The organism is Endozoicomonas sp. ALC020, assembly GCF_049275935.1.
Taxonomy (GTDB): Bacteria; Pseudomonadota; Gammaproteobacteria; order Pseudomonadales; family Endozoicomonadaceae; genus Endozoicomonas_A.
In genome coordinates this window covers 5,922,849-5,942,219 of sequence record NZ_CP184830.1, presented here as the reverse complement: position 1 = coordinate 5,942,219, position 19,371 = coordinate 5,922,849, and the positions used below count along the sequence as shown (strand labels likewise).

Sequence of the window (19,371 nt, the reverse complement as noted above, 5' to 3'; positions counted from 1 at the left end):
GGTTCAGTGGGACTCATTTTTGGCGTAATGCTCAATATGTTTTGTGAACTTATCATGCCGATCCAGAAACGAATCATAAGCATGTTTGGCTGGAAGCGTGATGACTTTGCCGGTATGGGACAAACCGCTGATAAACTTTCCGGCAAGCGTCACCGGGTCTTTGCTGACCTTATAATGGGTTACCTTCTCGTGGGCGCTGGCCAGATTTTCTCTGGGAATGTCTGATAAAGCTGCACGACTCAGCTCCGCACTTGAGAAGCAAACCGCTTCGACTGGAGGCACCATGGAGAGTGCTGCATAGCTTGCTTCGGCTCCTCCTTTGGAATGGCCATTGAGTTTCAGAGAAAAAGGCTCGCCTTCAGGCGTTGCAGGCAGATTTTTCATAAGACTGGCGGTCAGGGCTTTGGCTTGTTTATAGCTGTCAGGGATGCCTTTTCCCGTGAGATTCTTGAGATTGGCTTGCCATTGCTTGCCTGAAAACTGCATGTTTTTTCTCGAACGTTCGATTAGCCCTCCTGCTGCCAGTCCCGATGTCGTGCCGCCAAACACCAGACGGACTTCCTTACGTTCAGGATTGGTAAGAACGTAAGCCGTGAGTCCTGTTTTCTTGTCATACAGGAATCCGGGTTCCTTGGTGCTGAGGGTCACTCCTGTCTCATCGGAAATCAGTTTTGCGATATCCTCAGAAGGTTGCCATTGAGCGGCAAAATCCTCTTTCTCTGGTTTGTGAATATCTCCGGCTTCGCTGATTTTCTCAAGCGATCGGTGGTAGGGATAAGCGGCCAACTGAGCATCAATGGCCATAGATCTGAGAACTCTGGGTTCTGTGGGCGGTTTACTGTTCATGGCCAGTTTTTTGATTTCCCGCTGCTCGAGTTTCACAGGGGCATCGTTTTTAAGAGTGGCTTTTTGGGGGGAATATTTGCCCATGGACTTGGAAATTTTGACTTTCCACCGGCCAAACACACCTGTTTTCTGAGACTTATCGAACTGTTTTTCAGAAATAGGCTTGAATTGAGTCGCTTGTGTATCGAGTCTGGATCTATCCATGATGATCTGATTCTTATGCCTGTTGTGAAACTTTTCAACTCAGCTCTCAAAGCAGAGTGTCTTTCCTCAGTATAGGGGGCGTATTCAAAGTCTGGTAACACTGCTTTTTCTCGGCGGGTCAGTCAAGTATTCGGTACAGGTGCCAGCTTTGAACCCAGCCTTCCGGATTGGAGGCGTAGAAGCCACCAATATCAGGATTGACGAGTGTTATCCGGGAAGGGTGGAGGACAGGAATCAGTGGTAATTCTCTGGCCAGAATAGCTTCGGCATTCTGATAGTTCGGTAAACGGGCTACAGTGGTTTTCTTGCTTGCAGCCAGGGAAAGTTCCCTGAGATAGGCTGGATCCCTGAAGGGGCCAAAGAATTGACTTTCGGTTAGAGGAATCAGGAACGCCGTGGCATCATTGTAGTCAGCTAACCACTCAAACCATGCCAGCTCGTAGTCTCCTTTGGATATATGCTCGAGGTAACTACCCCATTCCTCACTCTTACTGCTCAGGGATGTGCCCAGAGTGCTGTTAATCTGGTGGCAGATCTCTGGCAGAATATCCAGAGAATCGTACCTTGGGCTTGATAATACAGTTAGTTTTATATCACTCCCTTTAATGCCTGATTCAGCCAGTAACTTGATGGCCTGTTCCCTGCGATCCGGATTATCGAGCAGTCTTTTGCAGTTAGCCGGGTCCGGGTTGAAGCCCCGGGTATGGGGAGGCACAAAACTGCACGCTGGTGTGGTATGACTGTGGGGGTATATCTTCTTGACCAGCGCATTCCTGTCAATAGCCATCGATAGAGCCTGCCTTGCTTTTAAATTATGCAGGACCGTTACCTTCGGGCTGACCATCAGGCTGGCGGTGGCAAGAACCTGATCTTCAAACACAGACACAGGGTGCTTTTTCTTCAATTCCTGAATATGCAGCGCTGGCAATTGAGCCGTTACATCCAGTACGTGATTCTCAAATTGTTCTATTTGACGATGGACGGATGGAATAATCTGGTAATTGACCCGTTGCAGGTCAGTATCCAGATGACGGAAATAATGGGGGTTGCTGCTTAATTCTATACGGGTTTCAGGGATCACTTGACGAATTTTGAAGGGACCGTTGGTGACCGGAATGGTTGAGGTATCGCCCTTGAGATTACTCTTATGGACAGGCAGAAAGCTGGGAAAGGTCATCAGGTCCAGAAAATAAGGAGTGGGCTGATCCAGTTCGATAATGACTTTATCGTCGTATGCCTTCACCGCCAGGGCATCAAGATCGCCATTCAGAGCCTGCTCGGCTCCTTTTATTTTAGCGACTTTCAAGTACCAGCGGTAGGTGGCTCGACGTTCAGGATCGGCCAGTGCCCTGAAGCTGCGGGCAAAGTCTTCAGCCGTGAGGGCACTGCCATCTGACCATTTCAGATTTTTTCTGATGATAAAGGTATATCGGGTGCCGTCAGGGGCGCGTTCAACATCGCTGGCCACTCCGGGCACGGGTTCACCGTTTTTGTTCTGCACCATTAACCCTTCAAAAACATCCTTGAGCACCTGGGCGTTGGGTGAGCCGCCAAAATAGTGGGGGTGCAGGGATTTTGGGTTGGCCAGCAGACCCCTCTCAAGGGGCAAAGAGAAAACCTGCATGGAAGCAGTGAAGGCCAACAGGAAGCAGGGCAGGGCAAGGAGAGTTCTACGCAGCCAGCCACGAACCCTGAATGTAAGGGGCTTGAATATAAAGGACATTTAGGAGGTCAGATCAAAAAACTACACGAATCTTCTGTATAGCTTATTCATAAAGCTTCTGCCGAAAAAAGTCAGTAAGATGCGTCTGGTTTTCCATGGTAAAGGCTTTTTTGATGGCTAGCAGCCTGTCGGACTTAAGCGTCCGTAGTGAGGATTGCAAGAAATTGAGGATAAAAATCTCTGTTTCTGAGGAGAATAGCGAGCTATTTGACGAAGAAACAGGGATTTTTAGACCAATTTATTGCAACCGCAGTAGGACAGTCTTAAGTCCGACAGGCTGCTAGGCTCAACCACTGGGCAGACTTCTATATTGATCTATCCTTCCTCTCTGGAAATCAGAAGGCAAGGATAAAATTATTAAACACTTCCGTTTTGCAATACTGCTGTTATTGTCGTTGTCTGTCATCTGCCTGGCCAAACCGTTGAACGGGGGTTTTATTGTCGAGCTTGATAGACCTGACAGTTACGAGATGGAAACGCCTCCCATTGAGTCGACCTCCTTGCAATGGCCTTACGTCAGGAATCTGCTGGTTGCTTATGAACTGATCCTGACACCCAAAGACAAGCCTCTAAGCGCCATCCCCTATTCTCTAGAAGCAGCTATCGCCGTTGGCTGGCTTTTAAAAAGCTCTTGGAACCGGGATTCACCTCTGTTTAACCCGATTGAACAACAAGAAGTGTCTCAAAATCACCCGTTTGCGGTCAGCATTACGGTGCCAGGTTCTGAACAGGACCAACCACAGGGGCAACCTCCAGAATCATCCGGCCACCAGGCAATACAGTTCACTACCCAACCTTTGGGCTATTTAACCCATTTGCTCTACTCTGACTCTGGCAAAGGTAACGAAGAGCCACAACAACACTCACATACTTTGGGCTTAAATTGTTTCGTCCACCCCTGTAATGGCGTTTGTCGATTTAGACAATCTTCCGGTTCAACCGATGGTAAAGTGCAGAATTGTGAAGAAAGTTCTACAGACAAAACGGGTAAAACATCCGAAAAAAGCTTCTCCCACCATTTGGCAAGGAGACATTGTTATCGATGTAACTCTCTGGACGGGGTCGCCTCAGCCTCAATAGCTACAGTGACAGACGCTATAAACACTACTGCCGGGCGATTAGCCTGCAATGTGATAGTCTTCGAAAAGGATGGTCATCTGCGACAATGCGGGAAGGTCTGTAAAAACGAAAAAAGACTATCGTGTCACAAAAGCAAATGCCATACCGGGGAAAAAACCTGTGACGTGATGGTGATCGGGGAGGATAACCAGTCGCAGCCATGTGGAACCTTCTTCAAGAATGCCGGAGCCCTGTCGGTTCACAAAGCCAGAGTCCATGGCAATCAACGAATCTGTAAATTGACCATACTCGGGAAGGGTGGCCAGCTGCGGCCTTGCGAGAAAGTCTTCAAGAACAATCGATCTTTTGCGACGCACAAATACAAATTCCACACCGGGCAAAAAACCTGTGACTTGATGGTGACCGGGGAGGGTAGCCAGCAGCGGCCATGTGGGGCAGTCTGCAAGAATGCCCAAGACCTGATGATCCACAAAAGAAATGGACACACCAAGCAAGCAAGCTGTGACCTGATTGTGGTCTCGGAAGATGGCCAGAAGCGGTCATGCGCGTTTGTCGGCAAGAATCCTCAGGCTCTGAGGTCTCACAGAAGCAAAATCCACAGTGGAAAACGAACCTGTGACGTAACCGTGATCGGTGAGAATGGCCAGCAGCAATCATGTGCAAAGGTCTGCAGGAATGCTGGAGCCCTGACGGATCACAAGAGAATTGACCACAGCGGGCAACAAACCTGTTACTACACAGTGGTCGGAGAGGGTGGTCAGCGTTGGCCATGCGGAAAGATCTGCAAGAATACAAAAGCCCTGTTGGACCACAAAAGGGCACATCGAAAACACAAGACTGTTGATATGAACCAGCACGTCGACCAGGGTTCCCAAAAAAGTAAAGTGAAGAAATAACGATCAAAAGTGATTGAGTTTTCACTGCTACTTTGTTTGGTTTTTGGCTCGCTGAACAAAAAAGTGTTTTCCTGAAATCAAGGTCAAGATACCGCCAAGTATCATCAGTGAAGACAGAACAAGTCTCATAGATAAGGTCTCGTTGGTAAACAACACACCTCCTATTGCGGCAATAACAGGAACGAGCAATTGCACGACAGCCGATTGTGTGCCAGAAAGCCCCGCCAGCGCGATATACCAGATCATGTAACCAATCCCCGATGTGACGCCACCAGATACCACTGCCAATATGACACCTTCGGTGGACAAGCGGCTGTCCTGAATGGATACAAGCCCCAAAATCAATACAAATGGTAGCGTACGAACAAAATTATAAGTGGTGTCTCCCAGCGGATTTTGTGAGCCCCTGCCAGCAAGCGTATAGAAGCCCCAGGCTACGCCGGAGACAGTCATCAGGATAAATCCCGTCAGTGACGGCGTGGACAAACCGGGTATTACCAGATAAACAAAACCCAGAAATGCAATAAAAGCACCCAACCACTCAACAGGTAAAAGTTTTTTTCCTGTAACAAGCTCAGCAACAATAATCGTAATTTGTACCGAAGCGAACAAGATTAATGCCCCTGTTCCCGTATTCAGAGAGAGGTAGGCAAAAGAAAAAGCGATGGCGTAAAGAAATAACATGAAGGAAGCTTTCCAGCTCCCTTTTGATGTTGAAACGCAATTGAATCGGGATAACTTGAGTATCAGCAGCAATACCAAAACGCCGCTAAGTAATCGAATCCACGTAAAGCTAACGGCGTCAATCTCGTTATCACCCAAAGCCAATCTGCACAGAATGGAATTTCCCGCGAATGCTATGAGGGCCAGGCTCGTTAACCAAATGGTTTTCATTTCAAGAGGTAATTGCAGCGAAAGGTAATTCTACGACCAGCATTCGGAAAGAATGCTGGCTGGGATGACGAGAAAGATCAACTGAGTGCTGCTTCCATTCGATCCAGGGCTTTTTCCAGGGCTTCATCACTGGTGGCGTAGGATAGACGCATACAGCCTTCCATGCCAAAGGCTGAGCCCGGTACCAGGGCAACGCCTTTTTCCAGGAGCATCTCTGCCAGTTGGGTGTCTTTTTCAAAGCCCAGCTTCTGCATGGCTTCGCTGAAATCAGGGAAGGTATAGAAAGTACCGTCGCTTTCAATGGTGGTAACACCAGGCAGCTTCTTCAGACGACCTACGACATAGTCATGACGCTTTTTGAAAGAGACTAGCATCTCTTTTACACACTCCTGTGAACCGGCCAGAGCTTCAGTCGCCGCAGCCTGGGCAACAGAGCAGGGGTTGGAGGTACTCTGTGACTGAATCTTTTTCATGTTTTTGATCAGCCAGGCGGGTCCACCGGCATAACCAATACGCCATCCGGTCATGGAGTAAGCCTTGGATACACCGTTCAGAACAATTGTTCTGTCGTACAGTTCCGGGCAGGCCATCAGGATGTTGCAGAAAGGCTCATCACTCCAGAGGATGTGCTCGTACATATCATCAGTAGCCACCATAACATGGGGGTGTTTCAGCAGAACAGCGGCCAGACCTTCCAGCTCTTTGCGGGTGTAGGCTGTACCGGACGGGTTGGAGGGGCTGTTCAGAACTACCAGCCTGGTTTTTGTTGTAATGGCCGATTCCAGAAGTTCCGGAGTCAGTTTGAAACGGTTCTCAAGGTTGCCCTTGACGATCACCGGGACACCTTCAGCAATAGTGACCATATCCGGGTAGGAAACCCAGTAAGGGGCAGGAATAACGACCTCATCACCCTTATTGATCAGTGCCAGACAGAGATTGAAGAAGCTCTGTTTACCACCGGAGGAAACCAGAATCTGGTCTGGCGCATATTCGTGACCATTGTCGCGCCTGAACTTATCGATAATGGCCTGTTTCAGTTCTACAGTACCGTCAACGGCAGTGTACTTGGTTTTTCCTTCGTTAATGGCCCTGATCGCAGCAGCCTTGATGTGATCAGGGGTATCGAAGTCGGGTTCACCGGCACCCAGGCCAATAATGTCGTGTCCGGCGGCGCGAAGTTCAGCGGCTCGGGCAGTGACTGCCATGGTAGGTGATGGTTTGACCATCTGAACGCGGTGGGAAGGTTGACCAGTCACGATGTTCCTCGTTAATCGTTTTTCAAACCCGTATAAAGTCAGACAATCTGGCGCAATGCTCAGCCAGTGTCCTGACTGATACTGATTCCGGTGCGAATCTTATAAGGTTGACAAGCTGACTTGTCAGGGAATCACGCATCAGCAATGCGCATCATACACAAGCCCTCTTCACTGCGCCATCTGAAAACGGAAGTCTGGTTACATTTTTGCGACACACCGATGGTGGCTGCTTTTCCTGATTAAGCGCAGTGTTCTCTGGCTGCATTTCCTGTCCTGGGCTGTTTATAATCAACAAATAATTTAAGCGCTTCTGCCAGTGGATACGTATGGGAAAGACATTCAAGGTATCATCAAAATTTCAGCCTTCCGGAGATCAGCCTGAAGCCATTGAAAAGCTGCTGTCCGGCATTCATTCGGGACTGGCCTGCCAGACATTGCTGGGGGTGACCGGTTCAGGGAAAACCTTCACCATTGCCAATGTCATTGAAAAGCTGCAAAGACCCGCTATTGTTATGGCCCATAACAAGACTTTGGCTGCCCAGCTGTATGGCGAGTTCAAGGAGTTTTTCCCTGGCAATGCGGTTGAGTATTTTGTTTCCTACTACGATTATTACCAGCCTGAAGCATACGTGCCCAGTTCGGACACCTTTATCGAGAAAGATGCCTCGGTCAATGAGCACATTGAGCAGATGAGACTTTCGGCCACTAAAGCGTTGATGGAAAGGGAAGATGCCATTATTGTTGCGACGGTTTCAGCGATTTACGGTCTGGGTGATCCCAAATCTTACCTGAAGATGATGTTGCATATTTCCCGGGGTGAAATGATTGACCAGCGGGAGGTTTTGCGCAGGTTGGCCGAGCTGCAATATACCCGCAACGATACAGAATTGAAAAGGGCTACTTATCGTGTTCGTGGTGATGTCATTGATATCTTCCCGGCAGAATCTGAAAAAGAAGCCATCAGGCTGGAGCTGTTTGATGAAGAGGTGGAGGAAATCAGTGAATTTGATCCTCTGACCGGCGAAGTGCTCAGAAAACTGCCCCGGGTGACTATTTACCCCAAGACTCACTATGTCACACCTCGTCAGACCATCATTGAAGCCACAGAAGCTATCAAAGACGAAATGGTTGAACGTCTGGAAGTGCTCAGAAATAACAATAAGCTGGTGGAAGCACAGCGTCTGGAGCAGAGGGTCAAGTACGATGTGGAAATGATGCTGGAGCTGGGCTACTGCACGGGTATCGAAAACTATTCCCGCTATCTCTCAGGCACTCAACCCGGCGAAGCACCACCGACACTGTTTGATTATATTCCTGACAATGCCTTGTGTGTGATTGACGAATCACACGTCACGGTGCCCCAGGTGGGTGGGATGTACAAAGGCGACCGTTCTCGTAAGGAGACCCTTGTGGAGTATGGCTTCAGACTGCCTTCTGCGCTGGATAACCGGCCCCTGAAGTTTGAAGAGTGGGAAGGACGACGCCCGCAAACTATTTTTGTTTCCGCGACTCCCGGTCCTTATGAAGCAGAACATCAGGGACAGATAGTGGATCAGGTGGTTCGACCCACCGGGCTGGTTGATCCGGAGATTGAAGTTCGTCCTGCCACGACCCAGGTGGATGATCTGTTGACTGAGCTTAATAAAACCGTGGCTAAAGGCGACAGGGTTCTGGTAACGACCCTGACCAAGCGCATGGCGGAAGATTTAACCGATTATCTCCATGAAAACGGTGTTCGCTGTCGCTATTTGCATTCTGGTATCGATACAGTAGAGCGGGTTGAGATCATTCGTGATCTGCGGATCGGGACGTTTGACGTGCTGGTAGGCATTAACCTGTTGAGAGAAGGTCTCGATATGCCGGAAGTTTCGTTGGTGGCTATTCTTGATGCCGACAAGGAAGGTTTCCTGCGTTCTGATCGCTCTCTGATTCAGACCATTGGTCGTGCAGCCCGTAATATTAATGGTAAGGCTATTCTCTACGCCGACAAAATCACGGGCTCAATGCAGCGGGCGATTGATGAAACCGAACGTCGCCGAAAAAAACAGCTTGCCTACAACGAAGAGCACGGGATTACCCCGAAGAGTGTCCATAAATCGGTTGCGGATATTCTTGAAGGCGCAGTCATTCCCGGCAAGAAGAAAGGGCAGCCCAGTCGCAAGGTTGCTGAGCCGAAAGCGGACTATCACCATGAGATGTCGGCTCAGGAACTGGCTAAAGAGATCAGTAAGCTGGAAAACAAGATGATGGAACATGCCCGCAATCTGGAGTTTGAAGAAGCGGCAGCTGTCCGTGATCAGGTGGCCAGGCTCAGGGATCGGGTATTGAAATGATTTGACTCTCTTCCTAAGCCAGCCCAGCAGCGATTGTCTGTGGGGATCAGCGTTCTGACGCACCGGTATTAAGCCCGGTGCGACGGGTATTAATGGATAAAATTGTGAGAAAAAGCCTCAGCCATATCCATTGTAACGAGCAGTTGACCATTGTGGTTTGAAACAGTTTGTAATTCAGCTCTGACCGTCTCACCACCATTATCTATAAATACTTCTTTTACCGGGAAGTTGGGGGTATCAAAGCTGGCCAGCTGAATATTACCAACATATACATTGAATCGTTTAGTAGCGCCACTGACAGACCAGCTTAAATGAGCTTTACCGTGAATGGCACTTGCACCTCTGTTGATTGGGATGATGCTGTTGGTACTTTTTTTCTGATTTGAAAATGCAGTCTGAGTTATCTGGAAATAGTGTGGCTGATTGAAAAGTGTCAAGGTTACATATTGCCCCTTGTCAGCACCCATCAAAGAAATCTTGATTTCATTACTTCCACTTTTAATGTCAGAGCTGATAGTCAATAGACCAGCCCCGGCATAAAAATCATGACGAGTCAGGCTCTGTGGTCTATTGATTACAGAAATGATCTTACTATTGTGTGAGTGACTTTTTATTTGTTTAAAGCTCTTTAGTTTTCCATTAACCGATTTGCTTTCCGTCACTGTGGTAGTGGTGCTCTGAAAGATAGTAGCCTTGACTAAAAAACCACTTGCTTGAGCTTTTCTTTTCTCTTCCTCAATGTCAAATGCTTGTGCTTTAATAGCACCGATGCTTGAAGAAAAAACAAAAAGAAATAAGAAGGCGGTTTTTAAACGAAGTTTTTTATTAATTAGTAACATGTTTCTCTCCTAAATCAGTTAATTGATACGAAAATATATCCTTCTGGATAAAAATTAATTTTTCTGAAGGGATGATTAGTTCACCTACATAATACTTTGACTTGAAAAATGAGAAATAGTTCAAAAGTACCAGGTCAGGGAATGATGCGAAGGGACGCCTCAAAAAAATTGCCGACTGCCTGCTGGCGGTAAAAGGGCAAAAAAATGAACGTTTTTTGCACAGAAATCTGGACTGATTTTCAGCTATATCCATGCTCTGTTTTGTACATATTTTAACCAAGCTGATATTCAGCTAAGCGCCTGATTTTCTTTTAGATTAATCGGGAATCGGGGGTTGCATTTTTCAGCAGCGTTGATACTATACGCAGCAACTTCAGGCGGTTAGCTCAGCTGGTTAGAGCGTTACGTTGACATCGTAAAGGTCGCTGGTTCGACTCCAGTACCGCCTACCATATAAGTGATTGATCTCACCAACGAAAAGCCCATTTTTTACAGTGGGCTTTTTTTGCGTCGTAAAAAAACGATCAAATCTCCAAACCTTCCAAGCTCAGTTCAGCTTCTACAGACTCGTATCTGATCTCGTGTCCTTCCTGGTATTCCGTCGTCATTTTTCCAGTTGAGTGGCCCATGTACATCTGAACATAGCTACTTTCAGGTCCCTGTTTTTCTGCCGGTCCGACTCGGAAACCTGGAGAACGCCATGAACGAAGAAGTCCAATATCTTCATGCTCACCACGGGAGTTGGAAAACACGATTGGTGTTACAACTCCGATTAAATGGTTACGGCTATTCAATAACGACAAAAAATACCAGGGACCAAGGAACTGAAAGAGTTAACGCAAGTCAAACAAGCACAATCAGCCGATCAGGAATAAATATTATGAACAGAATCACAAGCTCTTCTAGCCAATATTACCAGCCCGCTACTGAATACATGCAAGAGGACGAATGTACTATTTGTAAATTCTGTTTTGCAGGAAAAAAAGTATCGGTTACCAAATGCAACCATTATTTTCATACATCTTGTCTGGAAACCTGGCTACAGCGTGGAGATCAATGTCCTTTGTGTAGAACTCCCCTCAAAGATAGGACAATCCAGCAAGAGGACTCACCTGTTGATGCCTTGATGGCAGCTTATAGCTTCACACCTATCCAGCATCCGGAGGACCCTGACACTGATCACTCGCAAGCGCTAAATGTGTTGATTGGAGCTGATAACTTTAGATTTAACAGGCACCCGGAGGACCCTGACCTTAATCGCTCGGAAGGGCTAAATATGTTGATTGAAATTGGCCGCAGCCTGGGGAATGGCGGTAGAACGCAGGCCAGCGGACTTTAAGCTTTGAGATAAGAGCTTGCTCCTGTTGTTGTATCTTCTACTCATATATACTTTGTGTCGAAAAATGATGACTAGTTCAAAAGTACCAGTTCAGAGAGTGTTGATGCCAAGGGACGTCTCAAAGAATTGCCAACGAGATTATAAATGAGTTGGTCAGATAGTCTGGAGTGACATAAGTTCAGAGTTCAGTGAGTTTTTGAATACATCGAAAAACATTTATTTTCCAATGAACTTTAAAGAGAAGTAATGCTCTGATGTTATAAATTGAATTTGAATTATCAGGTATATAATGTGGACAGAATACCGACAAATTGTTTAAGACAAGAAATTTTATCATTGATAACCTGTCAAGAGCTGCTGAATTTATGTTGAAAAATGGGATTCAAAACAAGGATCTTTTTGATAATAATGTCGTGTATTTTTTCAATCAGGGAGTTTTGAAATTCATAGACTTTAACAGTGCATGTTTTGACATTCCTGCCGAGAAAAATGAAATCATGAAAAATATCGGATTAATTGTTCTTTATTGTAAATTGAAAGAATCTCATGAGTGCAAAGAGAGTGTTACTTATAAATGCAAAGCCTGCTATCAGGTTGATGACAAGCTTAAAGATAAAGTTGAACTTGATAAAATCATAGATGAAACAATGCGGGGAAGCGGTTCTTTAAATACATTGATCAAAAGCTTAATAAAATTTGACCCTGCTTCCCCAATAGACCCTTCACAAGTATACAGCTCACTTGGATTAAAAGAGGCTCTCCCGCAATTGACTCGCACCTGACGACTGGTTCAGGTGCGCACGGCGGCCTCCAGAATATGGGAACGAATTGAGACAAGGTGAAAGTTCAGCACTATCACTCCGACAGCCTCTGACCCTGTTTTTTGTCGTCACTGATATGGAAGATATCAATCTTACCCTGAATAATGAAACCGGTGAGGTTTGGGTGGAAAAAGTTGGTAAAAAACTTCATTGCAAAGTATCAGACAATATGGCTCAGTTTCTAACAATGCTGAGCCTTGCAAAGCGGCCAGCGTGCAATAAGGTTTCTTGAGTTGCTCTGATGTCAGATACCGAAGGAATCCAGGACTGCTTCAATGTCTTTCAGTGTTTAAAAATACACTCTGCCCTGAACTTTTTTATATATTGACGGTCAAAGTTATTGAGTGAGTTTCATTAATTTTTAGAAAGTTCCATTAATTGTTAAAGGGGGAGTTATGTCTGATTCGAGATATTTTATGCGTGCTTGTTCTGCTCTTCTGTCTTTCTTGTTGCTGGTTATTTCGGGGTTGGTTCTGGCGGATGAAGCTGTTCAGGACTATCGCAGTCTGTTGGCGGAATATCATATAGAGATCAACGACGATCTGAGTTACACCCGTATTGTAACCTTTGAGTATCAGGTGTTGACTCCTGCAGGTGCTGAGGAGTTGCAGGAATACCACTACAGTTATTTTTCCGAGAATGAATCCCTGAAGGTTCTGGAAGCTTCGATTACCCATCCGGATGGTAAGGTGTTCCCTGTTGAAAAAGATAATATTTATGAACAGGATCTGGGAGGGCGTGATCAGGAGCGGCGTTCCAGGGAAGTCGTGGTGATTTTCTCCCGGTTGACACCAGGCAGCACCATGAAACTGAAGTTTGAGCATGTGGTGAACAAGGACAGCCCCATGGGCTTTAACATGGTGCTGCAACCCGAATTGGAACTGGAACAAAAGAAATTGGCAGCTACCATTGTGCTGCCTGAAAACAAACCCATGAAATGGGGGAGCAGAGGCAATTTCTCTGTTAAAGAACTTTGGAAAGGCAAGCGTAAAGAGTTGACGGTCAGCCTTGAAAACTTCCCTTATCAGGAGATGGAGCCAAATATGGTCAGCCCGGATGATGTGCTGCCCATGTTTGCGATAACCTCTCTGAAAAGCTGGGAAGAGATCGGCCAGATATACTACGAAAGTAGTCTGAACAGACAGGCTGACAGTGAAGAAATCCGTCAGTTGGCTGAAGAGATCACCCGCGGAGCCAGGCATCCACGGGAGGAGGCAGAACTCATCTATAACTGGGTGGCCCAAAATATTAATTACCTGTCTCTGAGCTACAACCTTGAAGATACGCTGGTCCCTCACCCGGTGGAAGAGATTCTTCTTCATGGTTATGGCGACTGCAAAGATCAGGCTCTGTTGTTGCAGGCATTGTTAAAAGCCCGTGGTATAGAGTCAAAGTCGGCATTGGTCAGCTGGGATAACAGCTATAAGGATTGGCCGGTACCGACTTCCATGCAGTTTAATCATGCGCTGTTATACATTCCTGAAATGAACACCTGGCTCAATCCCGTTTCACCCCTGTCTCCATTCGGATCACTGGATTACAGTCTTTCGGGCAAGCGAGTGGTGCTGGCCAGCCCTGAAGGTGAAACTCAATTTCTTCCCGTCATGCAACCGGATCAGAACCGTTATTGGGTAAAAAACCAGTCGGTGCTGTCCGGGAATGGATTTTTGAGAGGAGAGAGTAAAGTCACCGGGACTGGAACCATCGGAGAAGAGATTCGCGAGCTGCTGGCAGCCAGTGGCAGCGGTGAATGGAAGGCCAGTAATCTGCTGGCGGACACCCTGATCGGCGGTTTTGGCTCTATCTCTCAGGGTGCGTCTGCTTATGATCTGAAAACACAGCCCGCCTATAAGGGTAAATGGCACAGCCCTCACGCTTTTGAACTGGGCAAGGAAGGATTTATCACCACTGCACCAGGGCTGGATTTTCAAGATGTGCTGGCGCTGAGAACCTATCTGGTGGATGGAGAGCGCAAGTACCCGTTTACGGTCGGACCCCGGCATTATCATTGGGAGCACCGAATGAAACTCCCCAAAAATTATAAAGTCACCCGGCTTCCGGAAAATTTGAAGGTGGATAATCAGGCCGGCACTTACAGCAGTCATTACAGGATGGAGGGTAATACTCTGGTTGTGAAGCGGCAGATCGTCATTAAGAAAAACCTCTATCAACCCGGTGAATACCCTGAATTCGAGCGGTTGGCCTACCTGGCTATTAATGATCGCCGTGCCGTCATTGCTTTGAAGCGACGCTGAGCTTCAATCATAAGGTGCTGTCAGGCTGTTGCTCTGGACTGGCATCAATAAATGCATTGAGTTCATTACAGTGCTGGTGGATCCTCTGGATTTTTGGATAATCCCTTAATGGCACGTTAAACCGCAAGGCATTGTAGACCTGAGGTATCAGACAGATGTCGGCCAGGGTAGGGGTGTCTCCGATACAGAAAGGGTCATCCCCCAATTGCTGCTCACAGGCATCAAAACCTGTTTTTATCCAGTGCTGGTACCATTGGTTTTTTTGCTCGTCACTGATTGCAAATTCTGACTTCAGATATTTTAGTGTTCTCAGATTATTCAGAGGATGGATATCGCAGCTGATGATATTGGCCAGACTTCGAATCCGGGCTTTCTGCCAGGCATCACCGGGAATAATGGCTGGTTCCGGACAGGTTTCTTCAAGCCATTCCATGATAGCCATGGACTGAATCAGCCTGTTATTGCCGACTTCCAGTGCCGGTACCAGTCCCTGGGGTTGAATGTTTTTATATTTATCCTTTGTCTGTTCTGACTTCAACAGGTTAACCGGAACCAGTTCGTAATCCACCCCTTTCAGGTTCAGGGCAATCCTGACCCGGTAAGCCGCTGAAGATCGGAAGTAGCTGTATAGCTTCATTGTGTTATCCCTTTGCTGGCAGAAGAGTGGCCGAGACTTCACCAAAGCCTATTCTGGCCGTGCCTTCTTTCTCGCACCAGCCTCTCATGATCACGGTATCTCCGTCCTGCAGGAACCTTCTTTGTTCACCATTGGTCAGGTTTATAGCCTCCTTACCACCCCGGGTCAGCTCCAGCAGTGAGCCTGCTTCCTCTGGCCTGGGGCCTGACTGGGTACCCGTTCCCAGCAAATCGCCGGATTGCAGGTTACAACCATTACTGGCGTGATGAGCCACCATCTGGCCCACACTCCAGTAAGAATGTTTGAAGCTGGATTGAGACAGCTTTTCCATGCTTTGTTGAGAACCTTTCATGGCGGGTGTTTGCAGGAGGACTTCCAGCTGAATGTCCAGAGCGCCCAGACGAGTGTTTTCTTCCGAGCTCAAATAAGGCAGAGGTTGTGGATCATCGGCAGGACGAAGGTAACCGGTTCGATACGGAGCCAGTGCTTCCAGCGTCACAATCCAGGGCGAAATAGTTGAGGCAAAGCTTTTGGCCAGAAACGGTCCCAGGGGCTGGTATTCCCAGGCCTGAATGTCTCGTGCAGACCAATCATTGAGAAGACACAGGCCAAATACATGCTGATCGGTCTTATCCAACGCAATAGGGTCACCCAAAGGGTTGCCCTGACCGATGAAAATGCCCATTTCAAGCTCATAGTCCAGTCGTTTACAGGGACCAAAGGAAGGTTGTTCTGCGTCCGGTGCTTTGGTTTGACCAACCGGACGGTGAAAAGTTTGTCCTGAAACCCCAATGGATGAGGCCCTGCCGTGGTAGCCAATGGGCACCCACTTATAGTTGGGTAGCAGAGGATTGTCGGGTCTGAACAGTGAACCTACGGCTGTAGCGTGATAGATAGAGGAATAGAAATCCGTGTAATCCCGAATCTGGCAGGGCAGGGCGAATTCGGCTTTGTTCATGGTGATCAGACAGGGCTTCAGTTGGCTCTCCAGTTCCGAGCCTGTTCTCAGTGCTCTGGACAGGCTGAGCCTGAGAGCGCTCCAGTATTCAAAGCCCAACTCCATCAGGGGCGTTAAATTTTCCTGGGCACAGGCTGTCAGTGCCACGGCTGCCTTGCCGTCAAATGGCTTCAGTGCGTCCGTTGCCTTCAGGTCCAGAATCTGGTTGCCAATGGCTACGCCACAGCGGAAAGGCTCACTGCCTGTGCGAAAAACAGCAAAAGGCAGATTCTGAATGGTAAAGTCGGCATCCAATTTGTTGGCACAAATTACCCAGCTGGTTAGATTAACGTCATGGGTCTCGTTCATTGAAATCATTGGTCATCCTGAATGCATCAAGAAGCAGGGTACCAGCAACTGCAAACAGCCTATCTGGCACGCGTGATTTTTGTTGTTAATGACTGTCTGACTTAAGGCTTCTGACTGGGATCAAAATGCTTCTTCAGGCCAGACCAGCATTTAAGATAGTCTTTTTGTCGCAGGTTGCTCTCCATGGCAAATTTTGAGGGTACGTAGACATATCGGGATTCAAACATGAACGCCAGAGTGTTTTCATAACGCACGGGCTTCAGCTCCGCTTCGCTGGCTTTCCTGAATACCTCCGCCTCGGGACCGTGGGGTGACATACAGTTATGCAGACTGCTGCCACCGGGTACAAACCCTTTTTCCTTGGCGTCGTAAACACCCTGAATCAGCCCCATAAACTCACTCATAATATTGCGGTGATACCAAGGGGGGCGGAAGGTGTTTTCAGCCACCATCCAGCGGGGAGGGAAGATGACAAAATCCAGGTTGGCTACGCCGGGTGAGTGAGATTGGGAGGTCAGAACCGTAAAGATAGAGGGGTCCGGATGGTCATAGCTCACCGTATTGATGACATTGAAACGGGACAGCTCGTATTTATAGGGTGCCGAAGTTCCCACCCAGGCAACGACATCCAGGGGTGAGTGATCGAGCTCACAGGCATAAAGGTGACCAGCAAATTTAGCGATCAGTTCGAAGTTACCTTCTTCGTCTTCATACCAGGCAACGGGGTATTGGAAATCCCGGTCATTGGCGAAGCCATTGGCGCCTGCCGGGCCGCGTTCCGGCAGTGTCAGAGGGGCTCCATAGTTTTCGCAGAGATAACCACTGGCCTGACTCTCCAGAAGATCCACTCTGAATTTCATACCTCGCGGAATCACGGCGATATCTCCCGGGCTAACCTGTAATCGACCCAGTTCGGTACAGATCATCAGAGCGCCTGACTGTGGCACAATCAGCAGCTCGCCATCGGCATTATAAAAAAAACGCTTTTCCATGCTCTGGTTAGCGGCGTACAGATGAATGGCACTACCGATCTGTGTAATGGCTTTACCATTAGCCGCAAGGGTAGTCAGACCACTGATAAAATCAGTCGGTTGTTTCGGAGCGGGCAGTGGGTCCCAACGAAGCGGACTTGGCACAGGCGGCAGGTCTGTCAGGGGGGCGGTTTCCAGCAGGGGATTGTTCTCCCAGGGCTGGAAGTCTCCCTGAACAACAGAGGGGCGGATTCGATAAGTCCAGGTCCGGCGGTTCTGGTGTTTGGGGGCTGTGAAGGCCGTGGAGGAAAACTGTTCACAATAGAGCCCGTAAGCCACTTTCTGAGGGTTGAAGCAGGCCTTGGGCAGGGCACCGGGTAATGCCTCTGTTTCGTGTTCGTTACCAAAGCCCGTCTGGTATTCAAGATCGTCAGGTAATGTCATCAAACTGAACCTATCGTTTTTCTTATTTCCAAGCCTAATTGCCGGGTAAGGATGAAAGCTGTTTGTCGAGGTCCTGAATTGTTTCCATTTTTAGCCAGTCCTGAGAGTTTGTCCATAAGGATTCTGGATTTTTAATCTCCCGGCGCTGCTGCGACAGTGTTAAATCCGGCTCCTTCAGGGCTCTCTCTTTATCACAAGTCCTGTGAGCTTTTCTCTCCACGGCTTACCTTCATGACGACAGAAGTCGTGTGTGCAACAGGTCAATTAAACAAGGTGTGCAAATAATCCAAAGGGGCATAGAGTTTCTGCCATTGGTTACGGACTGTTTCGGTGAAACTTTCTTCAAGTGAGTAACCATAAACAGCATTGTTTGAAACGCCATTGATCAGAGCGATTGTCAATGCAGGAACCAGGGTAAAAGCGACGTTTTTCAATAAATGGTTTGAGTCCAGGTTTGATTTTTGACTCGACAGAAGAAACATGACGACGGCCCCGACTGTACTTCCGCAATCACCTGAATGCGGGATACTGGTTTCAATTTTTCCTAGAGAGAAGGCCAGAGTATAGAATGCGATAACGGACAAGACTGGGTCAGAGATCCAGAAAGCTACTGCTCCGATGGCTCCGATTGTGGCAACGGCCCTTGTTCCGGCTAATTCTTTGGTTGCGGTCAAAGCTTTTGCTCCTGCTTCCACCTCGACTGCATGAGCATCGTCTGAATTATATGTTGACATATAGATTTTTGACATCACTGAATGTGCCATCAAGTTAGACAGCACATAAGCAAAGATTGCATTAAGAGTAGAGCCTCTGGCGGCCAACCGCTCATAAACTATTGCCCCGACCATCAAGCCTGTGATGGATTTCAAGATGGCATATTCAAGAAGGGTAATTTTTTCAGGCTTGATTGAACGAATGTCACGGTCCCTTAAATCCTTTATGGTCTCAGCTTCGGCTACTGTTCTTGCCATTACCTCATGGGTAAAGTATGCGATTGTTATGGGTATAAAATAAGGGTCGTCAGTCGTGTATGCTCTGAAACCAACGAATCCTGTTCCTACATATCGCAGCGGTTGCCACAGGGGCCGGCGAAGGGACCAGTACGGCGATACGTGTCCGACTAAAGCAACCTCAGTGGAGGTAATAACGGCTGCCAGTTGATTACAAAAAGATGATTTGACCTCTTGTAACTCATTTTGCTGTGTGCCAGACAGGCCAGATCGGCCTGTGAGGGTAGATACCAGCTCGGGTGATCTGCAGATGCCGTACCAGAATCCGTAATTGATCAAAGTGGAAACGGCCAGCCCGGAACTGCTACTGACCAGTTTCAGGCTATCTTCAACTAACGAAGCATTATTGTAATGGCTCAATAAGTTAAATTGTTCTTCTTTCGATAGATCTGAATGAGCGACTGAACCTATAGATAACAAGCACGACAACAGTGCTGATATCTTACACAGTGTTTCCATTGTTCATATCCTTAATTGGGGTAACTGATTTATTGTCAGGAAATGTCAGGCTGAACCT

General features: G+C 47.6%; 15 protein-coding genes and 1 tRNA gene. 7 read left to right on the top strand and 9 right to left on the bottom strand.

The annotated features are described in order from the left end of the window. Positions 1-3: 3 nt before the first annotated feature. Positions 4-1,050 (bottom strand): hypothetical protein, encoded by a 1,047-nt coding sequence (locus ACOJUO_RS21880; protein WP_422134022.1) that lies wholly within the window; start codon positions 1,048-1,050, stop codon positions 4-6. 118 nt (positions 1,051-1,168) lie between these two features. Further along, positions 1,169-2,773: a peptide ABC transporter substrate-binding protein gene (locus ACOJUO_RS21875; RefSeq protein WP_422134021.1), complete on the bottom strand. Its 1,605-nt coding sequence runs from the start codon at positions 2,771-2,773 to the stop codon at positions 1,169-1,171. 395 nt (positions 2,774-3,168) lie between these two features. Here ACOJUO_RS21875 and ACOJUO_RS21870 point away from each other — a divergent pair, with 395 nt between their 5' ends. Beyond that, positions 3,169-4,749 carry a hypothetical protein gene (locus ACOJUO_RS21870; RefSeq protein WP_422138145.1) on the top strand — a complete coding sequence of 527 codons (1,581 nt, stop codon included), beginning with the start codon at positions 3,169-3,171 and terminating at the stop codon, positions 4,747-4,749. A gap of 27 nt (positions 4,750-4,776) precedes the next feature. Here ACOJUO_RS21870 and ACOJUO_RS21865 read toward each other — a convergent pair whose 3' ends face one another. Beyond that, positions 4,777-5,433 (bottom strand): DMT family transporter, encoded by a 657-nt coding sequence (locus tag ACOJUO_RS21865; RefSeq protein WP_422138144.1) that lies wholly within the window; start codon positions 5,431-5,433, stop codon positions 4,777-4,779. Positions 5,434-5,720: 287 nt separating this feature from the next. Then, positions 5,721-6,869 carry a pyridoxal phosphate-dependent aminotransferase gene (locus ACOJUO_RS21860; RefSeq protein ID WP_422140089.1) on the bottom strand — a complete coding sequence of 383 codons (1,149 nt, stop codon included), beginning with the start codon at positions 6,867-6,869 and terminating at the stop codon, positions 5,721-5,723. Between the two features lie 356 nt (positions 6,870-7,225). Between ACOJUO_RS21860 and uvrB the strand changes: the two genes are divergently transcribed. Then, positions 7,226-9,232 carry an excinuclease ABC subunit UvrB gene (uvrB, locus tag ACOJUO_RS21855; protein ID WP_422134018.1) on the top strand — a complete coding sequence of 669 codons (2,007 nt, stop codon included), beginning with the start codon at positions 7,226-7,228 and terminating at the stop codon, positions 9,230-9,232. Between the two features lie 89 nt (positions 9,233-9,321). On the opposite strand, the gene ACOJUO_RS21850 is transcribed toward uvrB, so the two are convergent. Then, positions 9,322-10,071, bottom strand: a complete 750-nt coding sequence (locus ACOJUO_RS21850) for a hypothetical protein (RefSeq protein WP_422138143.1) — start codon at positions 10,069-10,071, stop codon at positions 9,322-9,324. 375 nt (positions 10,072-10,446) lie between these two features. On the opposite strand from ACOJUO_RS21850, the gene ACOJUO_RS21845 reads away from it, so the two are divergent. The 5 genes from ACOJUO_RS21845 (at position 10,447) to ACOJUO_RS21825 (ending at position 14,486) form a co-directional block, all read left to right on the top strand. Beyond that, a tRNA-Val gene (locus tag ACOJUO_RS21845) sits at positions 10,447-10,523 on the top strand. A 248-nt stretch (positions 10,524-10,771) separates the two neighbouring features. Then, complete coding sequence (locus tag ACOJUO_RS21840; protein WP_422134016.1) at positions 10,772-11,410, top strand: RING finger domain-containing protein; 639 nt, start codon at positions 10,772-10,774, stop codon at positions 11,408-11,410. Positions 11,411-11,721: 311 nt separating this feature from the next. Then, the gene (locus tag ACOJUO_RS21835) at positions 11,722-12,192 is read left to right on the top strand and encodes a hypothetical protein (RefSeq protein WP_422134015.1); all 471 of its coding nucleotides are present in this window, start codon (positions 11,722-11,724) and stop codon (positions 12,190-12,192) included. Between the two features lie 46 nt (positions 12,193-12,238). Continuing rightward, positions 12,239-12,463 (top strand): SecY-interacting protein Syd, encoded by a 225-nt coding sequence (locus ACOJUO_RS21830; protein ID WP_422134014.1) that lies wholly within the window; start codon positions 12,239-12,241, stop codon positions 12,461-12,463. A gap of 163 nt (positions 12,464-12,626) precedes the next feature. After that, positions 12,627-14,486 carry a DUF3857 domain-containing protein gene (locus ACOJUO_RS21825; RefSeq protein WP_422138142.1) on the top strand — a complete coding sequence of 620 codons (1,860 nt, stop codon included), beginning with the start codon at positions 12,627-12,629 and terminating at the stop codon, positions 14,484-14,486. 7 nt (positions 14,487-14,493) lie between these two features. On the opposite strand, the gene maiA is transcribed toward ACOJUO_RS21825, so the two are convergent. From maiA to ACOJUO_RS21805, 4 genes are all read right to left on the bottom strand, one after another. Continuing rightward, positions 14,494-15,123: a maleylacetoacetate isomerase gene (maiA, locus tag ACOJUO_RS21820; RefSeq protein WP_422134012.1), complete on the bottom strand. Its 630-nt coding sequence runs from the start codon at positions 15,121-15,123 to the stop codon at positions 14,494-14,496. A 4-nt stretch (positions 15,124-15,127) separates the two neighbouring features. Next, the gene (gene fahA, locus ACOJUO_RS21815) at positions 15,128-16,438 is read right to left on the bottom strand and encodes a fumarylacetoacetase (RefSeq protein WP_422138141.1); all 1,311 of its coding nucleotides are present in this window, start codon (positions 16,436-16,438) and stop codon (positions 15,128-15,130) included. Between the two features lie 92 nt (positions 16,439-16,530). Beyond that, a complete protein-coding gene (gene hmgA / locus ACOJUO_RS21810) occupies positions 16,531-17,844 on the bottom strand; it encodes a homogentisate 1,2-dioxygenase (protein ID WP_422134010.1) in 1,314 nt (437 codons plus the stop codon). Between the two features lie 260 nt (positions 17,845-18,104). Next, entirely contained in the window at positions 18,105-19,313 is a 1,209-nt protein-coding gene (locus ACOJUO_RS21805) for a hypothetical protein (RefSeq protein WP_422138140.1), read from the bottom strand. Between the last annotated feature and the right edge of the window lie 58 nt (positions 19,314-19,371).